The 23919-nt window shown below is 58.5% G+C and carries 23 protein-coding genes and 1 pseudogene; 9 read left to right on the top strand and 15 right to left on the bottom strand.

What is annotated here, in order from left to right:
• Positions 1-110: 110 nt before the first annotated feature.
• Positions 111-755 (top strand): leucyl/phenylalanyl-tRNA--protein transferase, encoded by a 645-nt coding sequence (aat, locus tag WBG04_RS12330; RefSeq protein ID WP_424314735.1) that lies wholly within the window; start codon positions 111-113, stop codon positions 753-755.
• Here aat and WBG04_RS12325 read toward each other — a convergent pair.
• The 7 genes from WBG04_RS12325 to WBG04_RS12295 all read right to left on the bottom strand — a co-directional run bounded on the left by WBG04_RS12325 (position 725) and on the right by WBG04_RS12295 (position 10049).
• Positions 725-2107, bottom strand: coding sequence for a hypothetical protein (locus tag WBG04_RS12325; protein WP_424314734.1), 1383 nt, complete (start codon positions 2105-2107; stop codon positions 725-727). The genes aat and WBG04_RS12325 overlap by 31 nt on opposite strands.
• Positions 2104-3438 (bottom strand): hypothetical protein, encoded by a 1335-nt coding sequence (locus tag WBG04_RS12320; RefSeq protein ID WP_424314733.1) that lies wholly within the window; start codon positions 3436-3438, stop codon positions 2104-2106. The genes WBG04_RS12325 and WBG04_RS12320 overlap by 4 nt, the downstream gene beginning before the upstream one ends.
• Positions 3435-4994, bottom strand: coding sequence for a hypothetical protein (locus WBG04_RS12315; RefSeq protein ID WP_424314732.1), 1560 nt, complete (start codon positions 4992-4994; stop codon positions 3435-3437). Before WBG04_RS12315 ends, WBG04_RS12320 begins: the two co-directional genes overlap by 4 nt.
• Entirely contained in the window at positions 4991-5977 is a 987-nt protein-coding gene (locus WBG04_RS12310) for a prenyltransferase/squalene oxidase repeat-containing protein (protein WP_424314731.1), read from the bottom strand. Before WBG04_RS12310 ends, WBG04_RS12315 begins: the two co-directional genes overlap by 4 nt.
• Before the next feature lie 16 nt (positions 5978-5993).
• On the bottom strand, positions 5994-6617 hold the full coding sequence (locus tag WBG04_RS12305; protein WP_424314730.1) for a hypothetical protein: 624 nt from the start codon (positions 6615-6617) through the stop codon (positions 5994-5996).
• Positions 6614-9232 (bottom strand): hypothetical protein, encoded by a 2619-nt coding sequence (locus tag WBG04_RS12300; protein WP_424314729.1) that lies wholly within the window; start codon positions 9230-9232, stop codon positions 6614-6616. Before WBG04_RS12300 ends, WBG04_RS12305 begins: the two co-directional genes overlap by 4 nt.
• Before the next feature lie 199 nt (positions 9233-9431).
• Positions 9432-10049 (bottom strand): MBL fold metallo-hydrolase, encoded by a 618-nt coding sequence (locus tag WBG04_RS12295; protein WP_424314728.1) that lies wholly within the window; start codon positions 10047-10049, stop codon positions 9432-9434.
• Positions 10050-10139: 90 nt separating this feature from the next.
• On the opposite strand from WBG04_RS12295, the gene WBG04_RS12290 reads away from it, so the two are divergent.
• On the top strand, positions 10140-10469 hold the full coding sequence (locus WBG04_RS12290) for a hypothetical protein (RefSeq protein WP_424314727.1): 330 nt from the start codon (positions 10140-10142) through the stop codon (positions 10467-10469).
• A gap of 7 nt (positions 10470-10476) precedes the next feature.
• On the opposite strand, the gene WBG04_RS12285 is transcribed toward WBG04_RS12290, so the two are convergent.
• From WBG04_RS12285 to WBG04_RS12260, 6 genes are all read right to left on the bottom strand, one after another.
• Positions 10477-11772: an alpha/beta hydrolase gene (locus tag WBG04_RS12285; RefSeq protein ID WP_424314726.1), complete on the bottom strand. Its 1296-nt coding sequence runs from the start codon at positions 11770-11772 to the stop codon at positions 10477-10479.
• A 172-nt stretch (positions 11773-11944) separates the two neighbouring features.
• The gene (locus tag WBG04_RS12280) at positions 11945-12346 is read right to left on the bottom strand and encodes a MaoC family dehydratase (protein ID WP_424314725.1); all 402 of its coding nucleotides are present in this window, start codon (positions 12344-12346) and stop codon (positions 11945-11947) included.
• A gap of 219 nt (positions 12347-12565) precedes the next feature.
• Positions 12566-13213 (bottom strand): hypothetical protein, encoded by a 648-nt coding sequence (locus WBG04_RS12275; RefSeq protein ID WP_424314724.1) that lies wholly within the window; start codon positions 13211-13213, stop codon positions 12566-12568.
• Positions 13214-13581: 368 nt separating this feature from the next.
• Complete coding sequence (locus WBG04_RS12270; RefSeq protein WP_424314723.1) at positions 13582-14373, bottom strand: hypothetical protein; 792 nt, start codon at positions 14371-14373, stop codon at positions 13582-13584.
• Positions 14374-14533: 160 nt separating this feature from the next.
• On the bottom strand, positions 14534-15043 hold the full coding sequence (locus WBG04_RS12265; RefSeq protein ID WP_424314722.1) for a hypothetical protein: 510 nt from the start codon (positions 15041-15043) through the stop codon (positions 14534-14536).
• A gap of 9 nt (positions 15044-15052) precedes the next feature.
• Positions 15053-15235 (bottom strand): hypothetical protein, encoded by a 183-nt coding sequence (locus tag WBG04_RS12260; protein WP_424314721.1) that lies wholly within the window; start codon positions 15233-15235, stop codon positions 15053-15055.
• Here WBG04_RS12260 and WBG04_RS12255 point away from each other — a divergent pair.
• The gene (locus tag WBG04_RS12255) at positions 15222-17018 is read left to right on the top strand and encodes an AsmA-like C-terminal region-containing protein (protein ID WP_424314720.1); all 1797 of its coding nucleotides are present in this window, start codon (positions 15222-15224) and stop codon (positions 17016-17018) included. The two genes, WBG04_RS12260 and WBG04_RS12255, sit on opposite strands and share 14 nt — an antisense overlap.
• Positions 17019-17147: 129 nt before the next feature.
• On the opposite strand, the gene WBG04_RS12250 is transcribed toward WBG04_RS12255, so the two are convergent.
• Positions 17148-17639, bottom strand: coding sequence for a low molecular weight protein-tyrosine-phosphatase (locus WBG04_RS12250; RefSeq protein ID WP_424314719.1), 492 nt, complete (start codon positions 17637-17639; stop codon positions 17148-17150).
• A 55-nt stretch (positions 17640-17694) separates the two neighbouring features.
• On the opposite strand from WBG04_RS12250, the gene WBG04_RS12245 reads away from it, so the two are divergent.
• The 6 genes from WBG04_RS12245 (at position 17695) to WBG04_RS12220 (ending at position 23533) form a co-directional block, all read left to right on the top strand.
• Complete coding sequence (locus tag WBG04_RS12245; RefSeq protein ID WP_424314718.1) at positions 17695-19491, top strand: arylsulfatase; 1797 nt, start codon at positions 17695-17697, stop codon at positions 19489-19491.
• 45 nt (positions 19492-19536) lie between these two features.
• Positions 19537-20874: a hypothetical protein gene (locus WBG04_RS12240; RefSeq protein WP_424314717.1), complete on the top strand. Its 1338-nt coding sequence runs from the start codon at positions 19537-19539 to the stop codon at positions 20872-20874.
• 63 nt (positions 20875-20937) lie between these two features.
• Positions 20938-21393: a hypothetical protein gene (locus WBG04_RS12235; protein WP_424314716.1), complete on the top strand. Its 456-nt coding sequence runs from the start codon at positions 20938-20940 to the stop codon at positions 21391-21393.
• 77 nt (positions 21394-21470) lie between these two features.
• Complete coding sequence (locus WBG04_RS12230; RefSeq protein WP_424314715.1) at positions 21471-21920, top strand: hypothetical protein; 450 nt, start codon at positions 21471-21473, stop codon at positions 21918-21920.
• A 305-nt stretch (positions 21921-22225) separates the two neighbouring features.
• Entirely contained in the window at positions 22226-23323 is a 1098-nt protein-coding gene (ppk2, locus tag WBG04_RS12225) for a polyphosphate kinase 2 (RefSeq protein WP_424314714.1), read from the top strand.
• Between the two features lie 42 nt (positions 23324-23365).
• Positions 23366-23533, top strand: a complete 168-nt coding sequence (locus tag WBG04_RS12220) for a hypothetical protein (RefSeq protein ID WP_424314713.1) — start codon at positions 23366-23368, stop codon at positions 23531-23533.
• 13 nt (positions 23534-23546) lie between these two features.
• On the opposite strand, the pseudogene WBG04_RS12215 reads toward WBG04_RS12220, so the two are convergent.
• Positions 23547-23919: pseudogene (locus WBG04_RS12215) on the bottom strand (hypothetical protein); the annotation flags it as partial.

Here is a 23919-nt window from a genome sequence, read left to right as displayed (position 1 = left end):
AAGGCGAGTTCGACAATTTGAAATCGGAAATTTTGCGAATTGATGAGTTTGGTGGCTCTGACTTCGAACTTTCGTTCGAAGTCTACCTAGGGTATTCATCCGGGTGGTAAGTGTCCGAGTCACCAAAACAAAAGGTTCTGCCGCCTCAGGTCTTGCTGGGCGCCTATGCTCAGGGAGTGTTTCCCATGGCGGACGAGGGAGAGATCGTCTGGTTCTCGCCCTTGAAGCGGGGATTGATTCCGCTGGATGAGCGGTTTCATGTGCCTCATGGCTTGAAGAGGGCCTTGCGGAAGAAGCCCTTCGAGGTCCGCTGGGACACGGCATTCCGGCAGGTGATGGAATACTGCGCGGATCGGGAGGAAACGTGGATCGATGAGGTGATTGTGGAGAGCTATTGCCTGCTTCACGACTGGGGCTACGCCCATTCGGTGGAGTGTTGGGATGAGGATGGATTGCAGGGAGGTCTCTATGGGGTGGCGATGGGACGGGTGTTTTTTGGCGAAAGCATGTTCTCGAAAAAGACCGACGCTTCGAAGATCGCTCTGGTCCATCTGGTGGAGGGGATGCGGGCAAGTGGGTTTGAGTTACTAGATACCCAGTGGATCACGCCTCACCTGAAGCAGTTCGGTGCCGAGGAAGTGCCACGCGATGAGTATCACCGGCGATTGATGAGGGCGCTCTCGGAACAGGACTCGGCGGCGATCAAGCCGCCCGGGCTGGGGCCTCACCAGTCGTCGTCGAAGTCCGAGGTGTAGAGGTTGAACTCCAGGCGGCTGAACGCGGAAACGTCAAACTCGGCTTCGCCGAAGGTCTGCGATTTTCCACGAAGGGTTTCCTCGCCGAAGCCGACCAGTTGGAAGGTGATGTGATCTCCTTCGGTGAAGTGGGCACGGATGTCGCCTTTGCGGAGGATTGGCTTCCAGGTGAGTTCCGGGTTGGCGGCTTCTTCCGCGGTTCGCAGGGCGAAACTCCTGAGCCTGGAGACCGGGAGCTCGAATTCGCCGAGTTCGGTTTTCATGCTGACGACGCCATTGTCGATTCCGACGGTGTTTCCTTCGATCATGTCGCCATTCCGGAGGATGATGCCTGAGGGGCTTTCCGGACTTGCCTCATTTTCATCCGGTTCCTCGTCCCCGAAGATAGGATCCATGCCGGCTTCCATCCAGTTGCCGTCGATGGTGCCGTCCCATGAGGTCACCCGGATCCGGGAGATCCGGATCTCCTTCCCGGATTCCGACATGAAGTGGAGCATGCCACCAAGGTTGCCGGCACCGGGCGCTGGTTCGCGCCAGTCGGCGACGACGCGCCCACCGAGGATGAAGCGGATCCGTCCGGCCACCAGGTCGTGCAGGAGTTCGACGCGTACTTTCTCGCGCTCTTGGAACTCCTTGACCCCACTGGTGGTTCCGATGGTGACGGATTCCTTCCGATCGTTGCGCATGGTACGCTTGCGCATGTAGGCATAGTTGCGCTGGCAGACGAGTTCGAAGCTGTTTCCCACTTCGTCGAGGTCGGCATTGTCGGCGCAGGTAAAGACTCGGAAGCGAGGGTAGCCCCGCCACTCGACGTCGAAGGCGATTCGGAATCGATCACGCTTGCCGATATCGCGGGAAATACTGGCGTTGTTCAGACTGACGAGTTCACCGCGCTCAAAGCTCCAATCTCCTTCGGAGTTGGTCTGCCATTCGTCGAGCCCATTGGGACCCGCAAAGAAGATCTCCGGTTTGTCTTCAATGTTGAGGGAGGCAACCATGTCTCTGCGGAAGACGAGGTCGCCGGCGAAGCTGGTTCGAAGGTGGACTTCCTTGCTGTCGAGACGGGTCAGTGAGCCGCGGACGACATCATCGTTGGTCAGGGTGACAACGGCGATGTGATCGCCTTCCGGCATGTCGATGTTCTCGTTTCCGGGCAGGGCCACCTCGACGAGGTTTCGTAGTTTCAGCGCCTGAGGATCGGGAAAGTAGTCCGACTTCCAGGTGAAGGAGTCTTCGGTGATGCCAGTCAGAGTGCCGGAGAGGCTATCGCCATTTTCGAAGCGTGCCGTCATGGGAGGCGCGGCCTGAACCATTCCACAGGCAGCGAGGGAGATTAATCGGATGGCATTCATTCTTCGGCAGGGGTTTCGTCGCTCCGGGTTTCCAGATCTTCGGGCCACTCCCGACGTTGGAGGAGCTTGATGACATCACGCGTTATCGAAAGTCGACCGAGTAGTGGGTGGTTGAGGTCGACGGATTCGCCGCCGAAAGTGCAATCGGTGGCACCGAGGGAACCCGCTCCTGTCAGCCCAAGAATCAGCGGAGTGGAGTCGGGCTCAATGGGTTCTGCCTCCTTGAAGAAGAGAGTGGAGACTTCGGGCGCCGGGATCTCAAGGGCTTCAGGGGCGAAGGGGCTCTTGATGAGAATGATCATGTCGTTGCCGACGCCGCTGGAGCCAAGCAGATCTCCGCCGATGCGCTCTCCCTTGTTGTTGATCAGGGCGTCTTCCCCGGTTTCGCCACGGTCTTCGCTGCGGTGGCGTTCTCCTGCCGCATCCCATTCCATCAGCTTGATCTCGGAGACTCGATGGGCCTCGGCATCTGAAGTCTCACTTTGCAGCACCACGATTTTTCCTGCCGGGATTTTCGGCAGTGGATCGGCTGCCTGTCCTTCCAGTTGGCCGTCGATGTAGAGCATGATTCGCTTCCGGTGGTGATCGATCCTGATTTCGAATTGCGCCTCGCGGTCGTCGAAGCTGTTGTAGTTGCGATTGACCGTGATCAAGGAGTGCGAGGTGGTGTTGCCGGAGCTCTGGCGGGAAAGCTCGACCATTGTGGCACCCACCTGCAGACAGTAGCGATCGTGTTTGGAGCCCATGGCATTGGTGTTCGCCGATGAGAAGTAGGCTTTGAACATCGGCTTCTCGGCCCAAGTCAGGCGGAAGGAGAGTGAATAGGAATCGGGGAGCTTGTCGAATTCGCGGGAGATGGACCCACGGCCGTCGGAAACCATCGCGCCGTCTTCGTAGTGCCAGTTGTTCTCAACGACCCAGTGCTTCAGGTTGGCGGGACCACTGTAGATCGTCTTCCTCGGACGGATGCCAAGTTGGGCATTGGTGATGAACTTGCGCGGAACCGTGAGAGAGTCCGCGTAGTCCGTGGACACGGTGATGTCGGATTCCGAGATTGCGGTGATATCGCACGGGAGGCGGTCACCATTGATGAGTGTCAGCAAGGTGTCGTGATTGAGCGTGCGGAGCCCTTTGCTGAAACGGACTTGGGTGACGCGGTCGGCCTGAATTTCAACAGGAGCTTCGGCGATCTGCAGATCGGCCTTGATGATCCCATCGGCACTGATGGATCTAACAACGCCCGTAAGCCTGCCTCCGCCGGTGAGGTCGAGTTCGTCGGCAGCGAGAGGGATGGTGGGCGACAAGGCCAATACGAAGATGAGGGATCTCATAGTTCTTCGTCCCAATAGTTGAGGAAGCTCGAGCCGGATTGGAAGTCGATGACGACGGCGGAAGTCAGATCCAGTTTGACTTTCTGAAGCAGTCGGGAATCCAGAATCATTTCCTTTGTGGTGGTGACGCCAGCCACGCCGCTGAGGCGACCGATAGGCTGAAAGTGGACGCGAGCGAGGCGCTCACGGCTTTCTTCCAGTTTCTTGAGGCCGTTCCGGGCAAAGTGAATTTCGGCGATCTCATCGAGCGGGATGTCGAGCGGAGCATAGCGTCCTGCGAGAGTGAGTTTCCCGTCCTTGATGGAGGATACCTTGCCAGAAAAGCGATCGGTTCCGTTGGTGAGCAGGACGATGTCCAATTCATCGCTTTGCAGGCTGCGGGCGGAGTCGGGCATGCCATTCCACTCGGCGACGATGATGTCTGAAATCCGGACGGGGGTGTCGGAGCCAAGCATCTGGAAGCCGACGCCGTCACCCGGGGCACCATAGCCCGTGTCGGAGTTTTCTTCGTTGCCGAATTCCGATTCCGTCTCCCACTGCATGGCGAACTCGTTGTTCACGAACAGCGCGATTTCGCCGCTCTTCCGGTTGCAGCGGATTTCGAAATCCGCCGTTCCCGTGTCGTCGAAGCGGATGTTGGTCGAGGAAGAACGGATTTGGTTGATGAAGGGTTCACCCTTGTCGTCGAACCCGCACTGTTGAAGTTGGGCGTAGCTGCTGCGGAGAGTCAGGACGTAGGCGTTGCCGAAGTAGTCGGCGAGATGCTGGGAGTTGCGGCGGCGGTTGTCGCGCTGCTCCTGGAGCGTCTTGAGTTCTTCGGCGCTGGGTTCTTCCCCTTCGGCTGGTGGGGGGTAGACGGGAGGTTCGAAGTCGGCATGGAAGGCGATGGCAATCGGTGGCCGGTTCCGCCATTCGAGACTGAATCGAAGAATCGCCTGGTCTGGCATGCCTAGCGAGCTGCGCAGGGCATCCCGCCCACCAGTGAAGTACCACTTGGACCCGCGGTGCTTCCAACTGGCCTTGCTTTCGACCGGTGCCTTTTCGTTTTTCTCAGCTTTGGTTTCCTCGCCCTCATCATCGGGCGCATCGACTGGCTCGGGGAAATCCTGGGAAGGTTGGTAGGACGTCCAGCCATCTTCAGCGAAAGGCCCCGCATAAATGAGCCGGCCTCCGAATGGATTTGGTGCCGCGCTGAGCACTGAGTCACGGTCTAACAGAAGCTCGCCTGCCATCGGGGTATCCAGTGTGAAGCGTTCATCATCGAGCGAGATGATATGGGCTGGCAGGCGGTCGCCATTGACGAGTTCGAGGTGGGCGGCGTCTTTTCCGGGATCCACCGGATGCCCGCCCTGAAGCACGATCTGCCGCACCTTGTCGGTCTTGAACTCCATCGGGGCGATACCGTCTTCGCGTTCCCAGCGAAGGACGCCATTGGCATCGAGACCGCCGAAGTGGCCTTCGAGTTCGCCGTTGGTGAGTCTCAGCAGGTCCGGGAGTTTTTCGTCATCGGCCAGCAATGGCAGGCTGATGGCAAGGAGCAGCGATAAGCGGATCATTTTTCGTAAATGGGGAGAAAGCGGTAGTTGAGAGCGAGCGAGAGCAAGGCGGCTGATGTGTTGAACGACTCCCCTTTATTGCCGGGCCACGAGCCATCCGGTCTCTGGCTGGCCGCGAGGTAGCGCAGGTTCTTGGCATTCCATTCGTTCCACGCGTTTTCATCGGAGTGGAAGAGGGCCTGGGACATGTAGTATTCGAAGTAGTAAGGGTAGTGGCGCTCGCGGTAGTTGAGCTGGTCGTTCAAATACTCGACGCTTTTCTGGAAGCCTTTGCCGTCCTTTTCCTTGGCGAGGGCGAGGCAGGTGACGCCGATGGCGGTGAGGGTGGTCTTGCCGCCGCCTGCCGAAGTGTAGCCGTAGGCGCCATCACCTCCCCGGCAGCGGGCCATGTAGGCGAGCCCCTTCTTGATGGCTTCGTCGGGAACGGGTATGCCGGCATTTCTGGCACCAAAGAGTGCCACCAACTGGCAGCCGGTCACCGTCGTGTCGGCATCGCGGCTGTCGGGGGTGTAACGCCAGGCGCCCGCTCCATTCCGGCTCTGGGCGGAGAGAATGAGCTCCACGGCTTTCTCCAGCGCGGGAGCGAGTTTTGGTTCGTCGACCGCGCCGTAGGCTTCGGCGAGGGCGAGGGTGGCAAAGCCGTGATTGTACATCGAGCTACCGATGTAGCCGTTGCTTTCGCGCTGGCGAGAGAGGATGTAGTCGAGGCCCTTGCGGATGTTCTCCGCATGGGGGCCATGATTGGGGTCTTCCCCATGGGCGAGGAAGGCGATCACACAGAGGCCGACCACGCCCGGTTCGCCGCCCATGGTGTCGTTCCATGCGCCGTTCTCATTCTGGTTCTTGGCGAGATAGGAGAGACCGCGCTCGTAGACGGTTTCCAGCTGCGCCGGGATCGGATCATCCGGTCGGCGGGGAAATTCCTGAGCAAAACTGGGCGCAAGGGTGATGCCGCTTGCGATGATGAGGTGAGTGAATTTCATGAGCTGTGAGTGCTTTTCAGCGGGTCAGTTTCTCCGCCCCCTGATTGTAGGCTCTGAGTGCTTCCTGGAATTCTTTCGGGAGTGATCTGCCGGCCGTGCCCGAGCCTTTGGGCACGCGACGCTCTTCGACCTTACCTTCGACGCTTCCGCCTTGGGCGGCATTGGGGGAGTCGGACTCGCCGGTCGAGCCTTCACCTGCCTGGTCGCCGGGTTTATCGCCGGGTTTGCCTCCTGGTTTCTCGCCATCTGGAGTGCGGCCCATCATGCGCTCCATCATGTCGAGCATGGCGCTGCCTTGCTGTTCCTGCTGGCCACCGCTGCTTTGCTTCTGACGCTCCTTGGCGGCTTCGAAGATTTTCTCAATGACATCCGTTTCTGCTGCGATCGTTTTACCACCGGTATCGAAATCGTAGAGCCGTTCCGAGGCTTCGTCCATGGCGTCCTCCACTTCGCGAAACAACTCGATCACCTTGGGTAGGGTTTGTTCGATGGTGATTTGCTGGACGTCGGCAGCGAGTTCGTCCTGTTCCTCCGAAAGCTCTCGGGAACCGGTTTGGAACGAGCTGATTTTCTCGGCGAGCTCAGCATCGTCGGCGAAGGCGAGATACGGAATCAGGAAGATGGGGATGAGGTGTTTCATGATGGGTCGCCGGTTTCAAAGGATCTGCGAAGGGTTTCGAGGGCCCGGGTGCGTGCCCGCACGTCCTGCTGCTGTTGAATCATTCTCATCACCCGCAGCATGAATTCGAAGTCTTCGTCTTCGCCATCACCGCCGCCATCGCCGCCGCCCCCTCCACCTCCTTGGCTATCTTGCGAGCCCTCCAGCTTTTCGGCCCATTCACGAAGTACGGCGGCCCACTTCTTCGCCTCGGTCGCTGCGATGTAGCCGTGGTTCTGGGTCAAGCGCGTGCGGATGTCTTCGAGGGCGAGGTCGATATCGGAGCTGATCATTTCGTCGAGGATCTCACGAAACTCCTGCTTGTTGCTGCGGGTGTAAAAGTGCCCGAGGTCTTCCTGAATCCAGCGCACGTCTGAGGCCGTGTCCGACTGCTGGCGAGAGATATCGGCCAGCACCCCGAGATCAGCGGGGTCGAGTTCCATCGGATGGAGCCCGAAGTTCTTGTTGCTGGAGAGGGCGGTGACGGCGATGCCATCTTCTTCGGTGGCGGCCTTCTTGAGCCGGTTGACAAAGGTGCTGGCCTCGAAGTTCTGGTTGGCGTCGTTCGCCTTGTCGATGGTTTCCTGCATCTTCTCCAGGTTCTTCTTCTGCTGTTCGACGGCCTTCTTGACGTCTTGCTCGGACTTCTCTTCGGTATTCTTCTGATTCTGAGCTTCGCCGAGGCTTTCCTCCACCTGAGGCATTTCCTTTTCGCCGAGTTCCCGCATCGCTTGAGAGGTCTCGGCCATCTTTTTGAGGGTCTCCTTGTCGATGCTGCCATTGCGGCTGCTATCTTTGAGTAGTTCCTCCATCTTCTCGGCGAGCTCCGTCATTTGTTCCGCCTGCTGGCGTTCGGCTTCCTCTTGTTTGCCGAGTCGCTCCTGTGCCTCTTCAGTTTGCAATTCTTCACCGTCGAGACGCTCAATTCGCTGGTTCTCTTCGAGCAGGTTGCGCTCTCGTCGGGCAAGGTCTTCGAGTTCGCTGATCGCCCGGTCGAACTGGTTCTTCAGCATCTGAGCGTGTTCATCACGGGTCAGGACATGAATCACGATCGGCTGCGAGTAGACGCGTCCCCGGTCTGGAAGGTAGTCTTCGGCGTAGGCGCGGAGGATGAGTTTCTGCGGAGCAATGCCGAACGCCAGGGGTGAGAATGCGGCGGGCTTCGAAGCACGTGCCAGGGAAGGGTTGCCTTCTTCCAAACGGAGGAAGCCAGTGGCGGGCGCGGCGTCTGTCGGGCGGGTGTGTTCCCCCTGCCACTCGAAACCATATTCCTTCAGACCAAAGTCATCTTCTGCGAGGATTTCGAGGTCGATCGTCTCTTCGGGCAGCATCACTCGTTGTGACTGCACCCCTTGGAGGTAGCTGGAAGGAGCCTCATCCCGCAGCGTGTCGATTCTTAGACTGAAACCTTGGGCTCCGCTCAGGCCCAGTTCGTCGCGCCAGCTCATCGGGACATCGATGCTTCCGGTTTCGACACTTAGAAATCCGGTGCTGGCGCTCGTGCCACGCACCTGCATGGCTTCGATTTCTGAGGAAATGCTCGAAGGTGGAGCCACTGGAAGCGCATCGGGGTCGCTGCTGACGAGAGTGGGGCTTGTCACTCCGATCGGGCCGAAGTCGGCGGAGGACAGCACGCGTGAGGATTCGATCGTAAGCTGGACTTGTGATCCCTCGACGACGGTGATGACTCCCGTCGGCACATCGAGAATCCGATTGTCGAGTTCGAGGTAGTCCGGGTAGTTGATTTCGGCGAAGGTGTTGGCAATCGACGGGCGAAGCGAGGGAATCACGAAGATGTCGTGGCGGGCATCTCCCACTTCGATCTTGACGTTTCCGGGGTCCTGCTGGCCGGGGAATTCGAAGCGATAGATGCCATTTCCAAGATTGGCCCAAACCGGATCCTGGCGACCATAGCGGGCTTCACCCGATTCCGGTTGCCATTCGGACTCCGATGAAAGTTGTAGATCGATGGAAAAGGCTTCGCCTTGAGGCACCGGCATCATCGAGGGAACGTCTTCAAGAAGCGTGAAGGTGTAGCGAGGTGTGGCCGAGAGGGGGAGCAGCCAGCGCTTCAGCGAATTGAGTCCCGCCTCGGGAACCAGGATTAGCGCCGCACCCGCGCAGACGAAGACGGCGATGACGGCCAGCGACCAGCGTTTGTGGCGCGACACTGGCAGGGAGTCGTCGAGCTTGCGGCGCTCGGTTTCGGAGGCGACGGATTCCATCGCCGCCATCCGCAGTCGGGGTGACAGGGTATCGGAGTTCTCCGATTGTTCCTGGAGCTCCACCACGCCGAGCAGGCGGTCGCCGAGTCCGGGGTGTTTGCGGGCGATGAGGCGGGCGAGTTGATTGTCGTGACGATGGCCCCACACCCAGCGGTGCAGCCAGAGCGGTGCAAAGATCGCGAACAGCGAGGTGCCGGCGAGAAGGATGGCCAGACGGACAAGGCCCGGCGTTGGCCAGAAGCGGTCGAGCGCGAAGACGACGAGGTAGGAGAGCAGCAACCCGAAGATCCCGGCAAAGACCGCCTCAGTGATCTTGGTACGCCAGAGCTGGCGACGGAAGTCTTCCAATTGACGCCGGAGTGACTCGGGCAAGGGGGCCGGGGAATTCTTCGAGTCTTCAGGCATATCCTAGGGTAAAACGGCGATCTCCGATGGATCCTTACCAAACTCCCAGAGGAATCGGTCCTTTTCCAGCGGAAATCTCCGGAGATGCAGAGGCTTCGGAGCCCGCCGACCGGATTCAACCGACCGCCTCCGAAGAAGCGGCACCAGCCCCGGGCTTTGCCTGAGCTTATCCTTGGACCACGGCATTGCTTCGCTTCTCGGTCGCGACCGTCGTGTCAGGTCCATGGCCGGGATAAACGCGGGTCTCACCAGGGAGGGTGTAGATCTTCTCAACGATGCCCCGGCAAAGGAGCTCAAGACTGCCGCCCGGCAGGTCGCCGCGACCGGTGGATCCATTGAAAAGCGTGTCGCCCGAGACCAGGATGCCTCGTTCCTTGTCGTGAAAAGTCACGCTGTCCGGCGAGTGGCCCGGCACGTGGGCGAGTTCGAGTGACAGACCCTCGATCTCCAGCGTCGTCTCGCCGGCCAGTTCGTGATCGACGGTGTAAGGCTCGACCGTCATCGGCATGCCCCACTGCTTGACGATCTCCTCGGCGGTCAGCTCTTTCGAGTAGCCGCTCCACGAGTAGATCGGCACGCCCATGGCCGAAACGGCCGCCGCGTCCATGACGTGATCGAAATGCTGGTGGGTCAGCAGCAGCGCCAGCGGTTTGATCTTGGCGTGCTGGAGCCACTGGACCGTGTCCGCCGGCGCATCAATGAGAACATGACCGCCTCCGGGAGTGGAAAGCAGGTAGGCATTGGTGAGCAGGAATCCGCCCTCGAAGCGTTGAATCGCGTCCATGCCGGAGAAAGACGCAGGGGGCGGAAGCTGTCAATGGGAGGCGTAAGTTTGATGCTTGAAGACGATCAGCAGATGCCTTTGACTGGCAGGATGAATCGGAAAGGATATCTGCCGCACTCCGTGGTCAAGGCGGTGGTGTTCTGGACTTTGACCCTCTGTGTTTTGACGGCCACCACGGCCGGGATTCTCCACAGTTGGAACCTGATCGGAGATGATGGGGCCGGGCGCTGGGTGATGACCGCTGTCATCCTCGCGTGTGGCAGCGTGACCTTCCTTTTCATCAACTGTCTCTTCGGTGCGCTGGGTTCCGGCTTGTTCGCGCAAACGAGTCCGCCACCGCCCATGGATCCCGCCTTCGGCGAGCGGCTGAGGCAGGCAAAGCTCGCATCGAAGGACCAAAAGGATTCGATTGCCGGTTAGATCCGTCTCAGCTTCCGAGGAAGTCCTCGACCATTTGGATGACTTGAGGATTCGAAAGGATCGAGACGTGATCTTCGTCGAAGCCCTGCACCTTGATCGCGTCCTTGATGGCATCATCGCGGGTCACGCTTTCGACGCTGACGGTTCCGTCATTCTCAGCCGGCAGGATCATTGATCGTTTGGCCTTGGTGCCATAGATCAGCAGGTAGGGGATCTTGCCCTTGAGTTTCGTGTCGAAGAGCTCCTGTTGGAAATCCGAATCAGGGACCATGTCATACCATGACGGAACCACCGAGCTGGCGTGCTTGACGCCCGACCTGGCGAACTCCATGCCGCCGAAGGGACTGGAGATGGTGACGAAGTGTTTGATGTAACGATTGCCATCGTCATAGTTGTTGATCACCGCATCACGCGAGACGAGACCGCCCATGCTGTGGGCGACGATGTTGAGTTCGTTGAAACCGTAGTGGCTCTGAAGCAGCTGAATCCCGCGGTTGAGTGCCCCTCCGGATTTCGCCAGGCGCTCGGCGGATGGGTATTGATAGAACCAGAGTTGGTAACGTTTGCGATCAAACTCCTTGAAGAAGGTGGTCCAGTCCTGGGGTGATCCAGCGGCTCCGTAAACGAAGATCACGGGAATACGGTTGGGATCGTATTTCTCGAGGAAGTAGATGCCGATTCCGGTATCCATGGCATAGCCGGCAGGTTGCCAGTAGCCTTCGGCACCCGTCTCGGAAGAGAAGCGGGGCTCGTCGAGCTCGGCGATTTCACCGAGAGCGACGGGGATGCTCCAGCCGGACTTGGCCTCACCCGGGGGGGTGTTGTCGATGAATTCATAAGTCGCGGTGACGAGCTTGGCAGGGATGACGGTCTTGGAAGACAAGGCGCCTTTCGCACTTCTTCCCTCAGGGCTGGTGAGATCGAGAGGTGCGGGCTTTCCATCGGGACCAGAAGAGATCCATGCCGGTTCACCGGGTTGGTATCGCTCGTCACCGTTCTTGTCGCTGTAGGCGCAGATATACTGGGTGTCCGTCTTCGCAACAAAGAAGCCGAACACACCCAGTCCTTTGACTTCCGTCGCATCCCCACTCCTCACCGTGTTCTGCTTTTCATTCCAGTCCAGGGTGAAACCCCTGATGTTCGTGAATGATGAGGCATTGGTGATCCGGGCGGAGACCACGACGGTCTCGTCGATGAACTTCAGGTCCTTGCCGAGCTCGCGAAAATTAGCGCAGCCGATGGTCAGCAAGGAGGAGATCGAAAGGCAGGCGGAGAGTGCAAATGATACGATTCGAGATATCATGGTGGGATTTGACGAATATGGCGATTCCAGCCGAATAAGCCAGCTCTACGGGAAAAAACGGGAAAGCGTGCCTGCCCGTTGACGGACGGAATATCGAAGATCACCGAGTGGGCATCGATGGACACGACCATTTCATGAGTCTCGCTGTATAGGGTTCCTCCGCCACTCGGCGCTATGCTTCGAGCAAGGTCTCTGCCGAAATGCGCAGCACCACGCGGTCGCCGATGGATGCGTGGCCATCCAGTTCCACCTTGCGGATTTTTGGTATCAATTTAACGATCTTCACCTCGATGCGGACATCATCCCCTGGCTTGGCGGGGGACTTGAAGCGTACATTCAGCGACCGGGCCACCGAACCCGGTCCTGGCAATTTGGTTGCCAGTAGTGCTGAGAAATATCCAACAAGCAGCACTCCATGGGCAATCACTCCACCAAAGCGCGGCTCGGCATAGGCAGGATCGGTGTGGAGCGGGTTGTGGTCTCCGGTGACATCAGCGAAACCGGCGATCATTTCCGGAGTGATGAGGATGGTTTCGCTGGCCGTTTGACCAAGGGTGAGTTCGTCGAATTTCATGAAGTGATGCGTTAGCGAGCTCGTCGCCTGAGCAGCGAACCTGAAGGCGGACGCGGGAATGAACAGCAGTAAACGCCGAAAATCCTGAAGTTCTCGTGCCGAAGCCTCGACTCGCAATGCCTTCAGATCGGTATTTGCCCCGATGGGGTGGCGGTATTCACGGACTTGCAACCGAAGCGATGCTCCGTGCAGAGGCTCTCCTAACGATATGATAGCTGTCTAGTAGCTGAAACGGTAGCCGATGCCGAGGCTGTTGACTCCTCCGTCGTCGAAGATCCTGCCACCGGACTGATGGGCGATGAAGAGCATCAACTGATGGTCGGGGTGCTCGGGGTGCGCGAAGGTCAATTGGAGCGGCCAGTTGAACTTCAGGTGAGATCGGTCCGAGCCGGGGTGTCGGCTGATGTCCATCAGGTAGACTTGATCATCGTAGGATAGTCCGACACCTGTTGCAAAAGTCGTGTGGACAAGGTGGCTCCATGGGAATTCCTCCCAGCGGACCACGAGAGATGCATTCAGACCAAAGAAGGGGCTGCGTGAATTCTCGTCGATGATTTCCAGCGTGAGCGGAAGTTCGAGCTGGGGTTGGAAGGTATGGCCCCAGAGTTCGAGATTGAATTGCCCAAGACGCCGCGTGGCTGTCAGCGAATAGATCTCGCCGCCGGCGGGGCCATTGTCGACGTTGATGTCACCACCGATGATTTCGTTGATATTGTTCGAGGTGATGAAGGCGACGCCGGCGGCAAAGGACCAGGCGCCTCTGTCGGCATCGGGCTCATGGGGCGTGAAACAGATGCTGGCACTCTTCCCAGGCAGGATGAAGAGGCCCTTCAGGTCGACGGCAAGGAGTGGGAAAGAGTAGGTCATCGGCGTGAAGGGTTGCGGGTGGGGCAATCCTGGCCCATGGCCGAAAAACACCACTGATTTTCACCTGTAGCACATTCGGTTTTCTCGTCAACCAAGTGTTGAACCTAAGCTCAATGCAGGTTGCCGAATCCGGCAGCTTGCGGATTTCAGGAGAGCAATTTGACCTGTAGGAAGGGGAGGGGCGGAATCTGGCAACTGATCTGCCCTTCTAACACGAGCCCCTATCGAAGGGTTGATGGATGAGGACTCGCCGGGAGACGTCAGAGGAGCGGGTCGAGCGATTGCTTTCCCCGGGGGGGATTCCTTGGGCCATTTGACGGAGTGCGAAAGCCCTTGCTCCTCAATTGGAATTCGGTCCCCGGTGAGGATTACCAAGTGACCGTCAGGCCAAGGATGGGTCCGCTGCTCGAGACATCGTAGAGGAAGCCGCCTTTTTGAAAGTCCACGGCGGTGTGCCGGTAGCCTGCAAAAAGAGCGGTGGAATCCGTGATGTCGTATCCGAACAAGCCCAAGGCCTGCCAGCTGATCTTGGAGGCGGCTCCGAAGCCGCCGACGTCGGCCCGGGCTTGAAAATGCCAGCGCTCGCTGAGCCGCTGATTCAGACGGAATCCCACCATTGGATCCATCCATTGTTCGGCCGATTTCACTTTCAGATACCTTCTGTCGAAAATCTGCAATTCATTCGAAATGTCGTAGTAGGTTCCACCGGCAAGGATGTCGAATTTGGTACATTCGTTGTCGACGATGCGGTAGCCGATGACGGGTGTCAGGCGGGTGGTTCTTGCGGTGAGCTTTGAAGAGACTTGTACGATGCCGCCGGGGCCGGAGCTCAGTCCTCTGGCGCCGTTTTGGAGGTAGAGACCTTCGAATTGAAAGAACCAGCGGCCTTTGCCAAACTCGATCAGGCCCATCGCGGTCATGTCGAGGGTGTCGAGGATTTCCGAAAAGGAGATGTCAACGGGAGCCGTGAAACCGCCGGCGCCGATGTCGCCATTCAGGCCGGCGCCCCAGCTGTAGACACCGAGCGTGAAATACCAGTCATTGTCGGTGGTGGTCGTAACGGTCGGGCTGGCGCCGGAGTTTACGACGGTCGTGCCGGCAAAGAGTTGGCCAGCAACCAGCAGGGAAGCGGCGAAGGTGAGAATGGAAGTGGATTTCATGGGCGGATGGGATCTGCGCGGATTTAAAGCATCCGAGGCGGGGAAGGTCACGGGAAAATATTGATGGCTCCCGAGCTTCAAGCTTCCGGAATCATGGCTTGGGGATGGTGAGGAACGGCGCGGCGGTCGATGTGGATTTCGGCAGTGATCGGGCTCGATTTCAGTGCCTCAGCGCGACCGTTTTTTGTTTCAGTGCGTGCGCTGCAAGTCGGGCATTGATTCGGCCGAGAACCATGCATGCCACCGAGGAGATGAAGATGCCGAGGAGGATGAGAATGAAGCCTCCGGAGTCGGGCTCATGATTGAGGATCCAAATGATCCAACCGATGATGCATGGGGTGGTGAGATAGCCGAAGATTGCGCAGGTGGTCCAGGCGATCCGTTGCCAGCGGAGGTCGGAGCGTTTGAAGAAGAGGAGGCAGAGGGCGCACCATGCGAAGCCGCCGCTGATGGCTCCGGTCATGGCACTGCCGACCATGAGGATCTCATCGCTGCCGAAGTTCATGTAGCTGGACTGCAGCGAGCTCCAGAATACGGCGAGAACCAGGGCGGCAGGCGCGAGAAGCAACGTGCCGATCACCGTGAGGGTAATGTGGGCGGATTTGGTGGCCTGCCAAATGCCGGGATCGAGATGGCGGAAGGGGTCGTGGTTGGCGCTGGCGTGGTGCATGTCGTGAATTCAGCGGGTGGTCATGAATGGCGTATGAAGGCTTGGTGAAATCGGTGGGTCCGAGAAGAGGTGGGCTGCGGAAGGTCCATCGACGGGATTGTTGTGGTAAGAGGCATGGGAGAGATTACTGTCCGTGTTGCCGGATTCGATGAAGCCGGGTTTCACCATTTCTACATCAATGAGTGCCTCCAAGATCAAGAAGTGGGTTTTCCGAATGCTCACCATGGGAGTGGTGGTCGTGGTGCTTGTTGGAGTGGCGGGATTTGTGATGCGGGATAGGATCATTTCGAAGATTATTTCCTTGGCTGAGCAGCGTTTGGCGGAGAATGGATTCTACATCGGCCACGACAGCCATCTCCTGACTTGGGACCGAGGGGTCGTCTTGAATGGCTTCTACCTTTATGCGGATGAGACCAGGGCCTTACGGGTTGCCGAGTTCGACAATGTGGGGATTCGAATCCCACTAATGGAGATCTTCAGTCAAGATGCGAGTGTGGTGATCAGCTCGGACGAGGGTTATCTGAAGCTCGGGACTACGGAAGGGAGCCTGCAACTCGACGGACTGAACTTCAGTCTGACAGCGCATCGGAATTCTTTAATTATTGGAAGATTCGAGGCAAAGTTGGCTGATCTTGAAATTTTGCTGGGTGGCGACTTTAGGTGGGAGAAGAGTGAGAAGAAGCGGGAACTTGTCATTCCTGATCTGGCGCCGTTGGTGAAGGCCTCCTCGTGGTTGAGATTTTCGGGAGGAGATGCCCGATTGGAAGTGAAACTGGATCCTCCGCAGACTGCCGATGGCCGCGTTGGAGTCTCTGGTGAATTGACGGGGCAGGATTTCCGCTGGAGAAGCCTGGATATTGATCGGGCGAAGGCTTCGGTGGTATTGGTCGAGGAGGGGATCGAGTTTCCTGCCGTGGAATTGGAGACGCTTGGTGGGGCGGTCAGCGCCTCGCTTCGCGTCAACTTTTCCTCGGGGACGGTAGAGCTGGTGAAAGTGGAGAGTCGTGCCGACCCGTTTCCATTGGTCGACGGGATTCTGGAAAAAGAGTTGTTAGGGAAGTTTCGTTCGCTGGGCGGGACTTCCGTGAGTGGGGAGAATGTTGTTTTTGATTGGAGGGAATTTTCAAAGAGCAGGGGAACCCTTTCGGTAGGCTCTACGGAGGGCATCGTAATACCGGTGGATTCAGTGGAGTTGCCGCTGAGAGAGTTCCGCGGGGATGTGAACTTCAAAGACGGCGAGTTGGATGTTGATGGGAAGAGCTTCACCCTTCTCGGCGGGACCGGAGACGGTTCATACCGAATGCCGTTGTCGGGAGGCTTTCACTATCAATTGCAGATGAAGGCCGAAAGCATGGCCTTCAGTGAGGTGGGCAAGGTGTTGGGAGCCAAGAAGGAGCTGGTTGGGACGATGGACGTGAGTTTTGACGGTGGTGGCGGGAAAGGGATGAAGACTCATTTCGGGAGCGGCCGGATCCAGGTGGAGGATGGTCACTTCTATGAGGTTCCCATAGTCGGCTCGCTTCGTTCGTTCTTAGCTGGCAAGTCCAATCACTTTGGCTTCGATGAGGCGGGGGACCTCAGTGCGACGATGGACTTGAAGGACGGTGTGGTTCATTCCTCCGATCTCAGGATTGAAAGCGTGGCGACCGAGGTGCTGGTGGAGGGAAGCGTTGACGTGGTTTCGAAGGAGGTCGATTTGAAGGTGCGTGCCAATTTGAAAGGGCTTGTCGGAGTCGCCACGGATTTGGTCAGCAGAGCTTTGGAAGTTCAGGGCAAAGGACCTTACGACCGGGTGAGATGGCAATTGATCGGGGTTCCCAGGGTTCTTGGAGATGCCGAAGGGGTGACGAGGGGAGTGATTCGCGAGACGAAGGGGGTCGTGGGTGACGCCGTCAGGGAGGTGGGCAAGGTAGAGAGAGGGCTACTCGACGAGCGGCCGGGTTTTCTGATTCCGAAGAAGAAGGAGGAGGAATAAGCGGAGGGTCTCCATCTTGAGGCTGGGGAGAGGACCCGGGGTGGTCAGCCGTTCAGGGAGTGATCGACTTCCGGGTGAAGTGGCTCGTGGGATGAATCGACAGGGCGGGAGCGCCCTTGCACCCATTGTCTAGAGCTCGTTTTTCCGGAGGAAGTCGAGGAGCCCGTTGGACGCGTCGACGACGAGGTCGGCGACTTCTTCGAAACCACCAGGTCCCCCGTAGTAAGGATCGGGGACGTGAGAGGCGGATTTCTCGACACAGAAGTGGGTGATCAGCTTGATCTTGTGGCGGTGCTTGTTCTCCGCGTCGAGGCGGTGGACGTCGTGAAGGTTGTCATCGTCGGCGACAAGGATGAGGTCGAAGTCATCGAGGTCGCGGTGGATGAGTTTCCGGGAGTTTCCAGTGATCTCGTAGCCGCGACTCTCAAGGGTGGCGGACATCCGGGAATCGGGAGGGTTGCCGGCATGGTAGCCGATGGTGCCGGCGGAATCGATTTCGATGCGCTCGTCGAGGCCTTCGTCGAGGACAAGCTTGCGGAAGACGATTTCTGCGGCGGGGGAGCGGCAGATGTTTCCCATGCAGACGAAGAGGACGCGGTAAGGCTTGCGGTGGTCAGTCATTGGAGGCGAAGCTTCGCCCATGCTCGGGATTTGGCGGCGTGTCGCAATCGCAAATATGCTTCTTTCAGCGCTGACGCTGGCGGGGCCGAATGTGGTGGTGATTTTGACCGATGATCAAGGGTATGGCGATGTTTCGGCACACGGGAATCCGCATTTGAAGACGCCGGTGATGGATGCCTTGCGGAAAGAGTCGACCTCTCTTGATCGTTTTCTGGTCAGCCCGACTTGTGCGCCGACGCGAGCGGCCTTGCTGACCGGCCGTCACGAGTTTGCGGTGGGAGTGAGTCATACGCATTCCGGCCGGAGTCTGTTGCGGCCCGGGGTGCCGACTCTGGCGGAGGCCATGAAGAGTGCGGGGTATGCGACGGGTATCTTTGGTAAATGGCATCTCGGCGACAATTACCCTTGCCGACCTGAGGACCGCGGCTTTGATGAAGTCTTCGTGCACGGCGGTGGTGGGATAGGTCAGACGCCCGACTACTGGGGAAATGGCTACTTTGATCCGATGATTCGCCGCAAGGATGGCTGGGTGGCGACGGAAGGCTACTGCACGGATGTGTTCTTCAAGGAGGCGATCCTTTGGATCGATGAGCAGGTCGCGTCTGAGAAGCCGTTCTTTCTGTGGCTGGCGACGAATGCTCCGCATGCTCCCTTCGTTGCGCCGGAGGGGAGGGCGGAAGCGATGAAAGCGAGGGGGCTGGAGGATCCGGTGGCTTCGTTTTATGCGATGATCGAGAACATAGATGAGAATCTGGGTTTGCTGTTAGAAACTCTGGAGAGATTGAAGATTGAGGAGGAGACGATGGTGATTTTCATGACGGACAACGGATCGGCCGTGCCGCATTTCAATGCAGGGATGAAGGGGGCGAAGGGAACGGTGGACGAGGGTGGCGTGCGGGTGCCGTGTTTCGTGAAATGGAAGGGAAGGATTGCGGGTGATAGAGTGGTTCCAAGCCTGACCGCACATGTTGACATGATGCCGACCATTGCAGCTTTGTGCGGAGTGGCCTTGCCTGCTTCCTGGGTTGGCGACGGCGTTGATCTTTCGCCGGCGCTGTTAGGTGAGGCCGGATTTCCGGTGGGACGGAGTTTTTTCACGCATCGCGGACGCTGGCCCGGAGATGAAAGTCCGGAGCGTTTTCGTTCGAAAGAGTTTTCCGTTCGAACGGATCGCTGGCGATTGGTGGGGCTGGAGCTTTTCGACATGCAGGCGGATCCGGGACAGGAGGTGAATGTTTTTGAAGAGCATCCGGAGGTCGTGACGCAGCTGCTGATGGACTATGCACGCTGGTGGGAGTCGGTCGTTCCGCTGGTCCGGCAACCGGTGCGACCGGTGATCGGTAGCGAGAAGCAAGCGCAGGTTGAGCTGACGGCCCACGATTGGTGGCCGACTTTGGAGAAGGACGCGGATTCGTCGCGGAGCTTCGTGAGGCACGACTCGATGCGGGCGTTTCTTGATAAAGCCAGGGTCGCAGGGACCCGCAATGCTCTGGGCGGCGTTTCGGGGCACTGGAAATTGCAGGCGGAGAGGCCGGGGAGCTATCGAATCCGGATGAGCCTGTTGCCGCGCGAGGCCTCGAAGGAGGAGGTGGCGCTCTTGGCGAGACTGCGGCCGGGGACGGCGCATGTCAGGGCCGGGCAGGAAGAGGTGCAACTGCAGGTGATGGAAGGGGCGACGGAGGTCAGCGTGAGGATGGATCTGGACGCGGGCCCGATCGACCTCGAGGCTTGGTTTGACGGGCAATTGCTCGGGAAGAGGAAGCTCGGGGCCTTCTTTGTCGGGGTGGAGCGTCTTGGTGAGCGCCAACGCTCGAAGGCGGAATTTCATATTCGGGAAGCCTCAGAAGAATAGATGCAACTTTTGGCAGATTGATGGGTTAGGTCTCCGGATACAACTATGAAACAGGGCATTTCGATTGGTTTGGCCGCACTCCTGGTTGGGAGTGCCGGAGGTTTTCTCGTCGGCAAGGCCGGTAATTCTGCGGATGAGGAGGCGATGGCGAAGGAGAATAGTGAGGTGCTTCTGGTTCGCGAAAAGAAGAGCGTGTCGGGTGAGAGCCGTCGCCCGCAGGTGGATAGCGTCGCGGCCGCGATGCGGGAGCCGAGTCAACTGGCTCGGGTGCAGTCACTGATGGACCTCTATGCGGGCATGGATGCCGCCCAGTTGGAAGCTGCGGCCGGCGAGCTGGACAGTTTGCCCATGGGCGAGCGGATCATGGCGTCGATGCTGCTTTTCAGTCAATGGGGTGAAGTCGACCCGCAGGGCGCGCTCGATTACACCAAGACGATGGGCTTTGGCGGCATGTTTGCGAAGCCGACGGTGCTGCGCAGCTGGGCGAGTGTGGATCCAGTCAACGCGGCGAAGTATTTTGCTGAGAATCCCAACGATTTCGCAACCATGGGTGGCCGTGGTGGTCCGGGTGGCGACAACGGTGCGGGCGTGATCGCACGTGAGTGGGCGAAGCTCGACTCTCAGGGTGCGCTTGAATGGGCCCAGAGTCTCGATGGACGCGACAAGAGTTCAGCGCTGGTTTCCGTGTTGGGCGAGATGGCGGTGAAGGATCCGGCAGAAGCTGCGAGTGTTGCTGCTGGTCTGGAGGGAGATGACCGCAATCGTGCCTACTCGGAGATCGCGCAGCAATGGGCGCTGGCGGATTACTCGTCGGCCGAGTCTTGGATCAACACGCTCAGCGGCGAGGAGAAGCAGGATGCGATGGCGGCGGCGATTGGTGTCCTGGCGAAAACCGATCCGACGACAGCCGCAGGCAAGGTTGCGTCATTGAGCGAAGGCCGCGAGAAGGAACGGGCGATTCGCGACGTCGCTTCATCATGGGCGCGCGAAGCTCCGGCGGAGGCGGCCGAGTGGGTGGTCGCGCAGGATAGTGGTGCGGATGGCATGCGCAGTGTGATGGCGACCTGGGCCGGCCAAGACAGCGCGGCGGCACTGAGTTTCCTCGAAAGCCAGCCCGCCGGTGAAATGCGGGATTCCGCCACCCAAGCCTACCTCTGGACGGATCGATCGATGCCACCTGCCCAGTCACTCAACCTCGCTGAAGCCATCACTGATGAGCGTGACCGCAGCAGGGCGGTTGGGATGACGGCCTCGCGTTGGATGCGTGAAGACGAAAGTGCGGCGCGCGCCTACGTGGAGCAAACGACGGCGATCAGTGATGAAGTCAAGGAGCGGATCCTCAGTGGCGATGGTGGTGATCGCGGTCGAGGTCGTGGGCGTTGAACGAGGTAGCTTTGGAGAGATTTGCTGATTCGTTGACAAGCTTGGGGCGGAGCGTGAGGTTCCTTGGAAGACCGCTTCAGCCTCATGTGGACTCCTGATGATACCTATGCCATCGCCCGGATTGATCTTTCGGGTGTCGGGACGCACGGCTGGCAGGTCAGGATGCAGCGGCGGGGCAGACGCTATGGAAAGTTCTTCGCAGATCGCCAGTGCGGGGGAATGCGGCAGGCCTATGAAGCGGCGCGGAACTGGCGCGACGAGCTGATTCGCGGTTTTGATGAAGATTCGGGCGCGCGGGTTTGCCTGAAATCGTCACGGAATTCATCGGGCGTGGTTGGGGTTTCCAAAGTGGTGGTCAGCGCCAGCAACGGTGCCAGCTATCATTTTTGGCAGGCTACCTGGTGTCCGGCTCCGGGCGAGCGGCGCTGCGTGAAGTTTTCGGTGAAACGGCACGGCGATCGTCAGGCGTTCCAGCTTGCGGTCGAGGCACGCCGGGAGGGGGTTGAGACGGCACAATAGTGGCTTTTTTACGATCTAAGGCGCTTTGCTGGAATTGGGACTTGGAAATGGTGGCTGGCAGGGCTCAATCAGCGCCGATGTTCAGCGCCAAGCAACTTACCGAAGATCAGAAGAAGTCACTCCATCAGTGGGCTGCGGAAGGCGCGTCGATCGCGGACCTTCAAAATCGGATAAAGGAGGAATTCCAAATCGGCATGACCTACATGGATGCCCGTTTCATGGTGCTGGACCTCGGCATTGAGATTCAGACGGCCCCTGAGGAACAGCCGAAGAAGGAGGAAGTGGTCGATGAGCTCAAACCGACACCGACCGGGTATGTCGAGGTAACAATGGACAGCATTGCGATGCCCGGTGCCTTGGTGAGTGGCAAGGTGACATTTTCGGATGGCGCGACTGCGGTGTGGTTGCTCGACCAGCAGGGTCGTCCGGGTCTCGATCCCGATACGCCGGGGTATCGTCCTTCCGAGGAGGACGTGATGAGTTTTCAGAAGCAGCTCAGCGAGCTGATCCAGCAGCAAGGGATGTAAGATCCACTTGGCGGGGATTGGGTCCAAGGAGTAAGGACCACACTTGGATCATCGAGAGCTCGATCTTTTTTGCGCCAAGATCGCCAGACCACGAGAGGTTTTCGTGGTTGGCGATCCAATGGGGATAGCCGAAGGATCACCGTGAGTCTGATGGGGAGTCCGACAAGTAGGCGGCTTGGGCGTCGATTCCTTAGTTTCGTCATGGCCCGGAAATTGCTGTAATTCCTTTTCTCCGTGTCCGAGGGTTGATCCGATGGTTTCCCTGATGCTGCCTGCGCGGGGCTGTACTCCGATCCCGACAAGACATGAAAGATATCAAAGGCAACGGCGGTGGGGCGGCGAAACCGCGTAAGAAGTCGAAGGCTGTGAAGAAGTCGGAGAAAACGAAGCCTGCGTCCAAGGTGGACTCTGAATCGAAGACGACATCCAGATCGAAGAAAGTTAAGCGAAAGGAAGTCAAGTCGGACGCCCAGGCACTGATGGAGGAGGCCTTCCCGATGATCAAGGTCATCGCGGAGCAGGTGAGGACGAGTATCCCTCCCGAGATGGTGGCGCGTGTCAAAGGGACGAAGGACAAGAAACAGATTGTCAGCTCGAGTTATCCCTACAAGCGGATGATGAAGTCCGACGTCTACGAGGAGATGATCGAGTTGCTCCAGATCGAGCTGGTCAAGATGCAGGCATGGGTGAACCAGACCGGTGAGCGGATCGTGATGATTTTCGAGGGACGTGATGCGGCAGGCAAGGGAGGAACAATCAAGCGATTCACCGAGAGTTTGAACCCCCGCTCGGCAAGGGTCGTGGCCCTGGCCAAGCCCTCGGATACCGAGCGTGGCCAGTGGTATTTCCAGCGCTACATCCAGCGCCTGCCGAGTAATGGCGAAACGGTTTTCTTCGATCGGTCCTGGTACAACCGGGCGGGAGTCGAACATGTCATGGGTTTCTGTAATCCCCATGAGTATCTCGAGTTCATGCGTCAGGCTCCCGAGTTCGAGCGGATGCTGGTTCGAAGCGGCATCCGGGTCTTCAAGTTCTGGTTCTCGGTCAGTCGCGAGGAGCAACTGCGACGCTTCATGTCACGGGCCAAGGATCCGCTCAAGCAATGGAAGCTGAGCCCAATGGATGTCGAATCTCTGGGACGTTGGGAAGAGTACACCAAAGCGAAGGAGGCGATGCTCTTCTACACCGACACCGCCGATGCACCGTGGACGGTTGTGCGCTCCGATGACAAGAAGCGTGCGCGTCTCAATGCGATCATGTTCCTTTTGAACAGCGTCCCGTATGCCGGTAAGGATGAGAAGTTGCTCGCAAAGATGGACCCGCTGGTCGTGGGTTCGGCGCGGGATATCTACGAACTCGGCGAGGAGTCCTTTGAATTGCCAAAAGAAGTGAGGACTGCCTGAAATCGAACTCGGCACGCTTCATTCGAATCGTATCGATCAGCGATGCTGAACCTGCTTGGTGCGATGCGGGATGCTCAGGGGCTTGTCTCGAGCCCAGAGGACTCCGAGGCGTCTTCGATTCCGCTGGAAGACAGTAAGCACAGCCGCTTTTTGCTCGCTGAAATTTTGCAATCCTGTTGGGCGACAGCCATCGACAAATACGGCGGCTAAGTGTCGCCACTCCTTAGTGAAAATCGTGCGAGCCGGCGATGTGGCTGCTGTCGATGCCTGGGAGCGGATGGAGGGCGGTGGTGTAGACGGTGGGTTGGCCGCCTTCGGAGATTTGGAGGCGGCCTTCGACGAGGAGGAAGTCGGGGAGGGATTCGAAGGGCTGATTATTGCGTTCGGTGATGATGCGCTGGGCGGTGGCTTGTTTGAGGCCTTTGAGGCGGTGGAGACCGAGGCGGAGGTAGGACTTCGGCTCCGAGTATTTTGAAACGCCAAGACGCGAAGGACGCAAAGTTTCTTGAGGTTGAGTTTTTGGGTGGTCCTCGATGGTGGTTTCGTAATTACTATGGATGACGGAGATGGGTTTGGTGCGGACGCGGTGGCGTTTG

Source organism: Haloferula sp., assembly GCF_049672945.1.
Taxonomy (GTDB): domain Bacteria; phylum Verrucomicrobiota; class Verrucomicrobiia; order Verrucomicrobiales; family Akkermansiaceae; genus Haloferula.
This window is presented reverse-complemented; position numbering and strand designations above follow the sequence as displayed.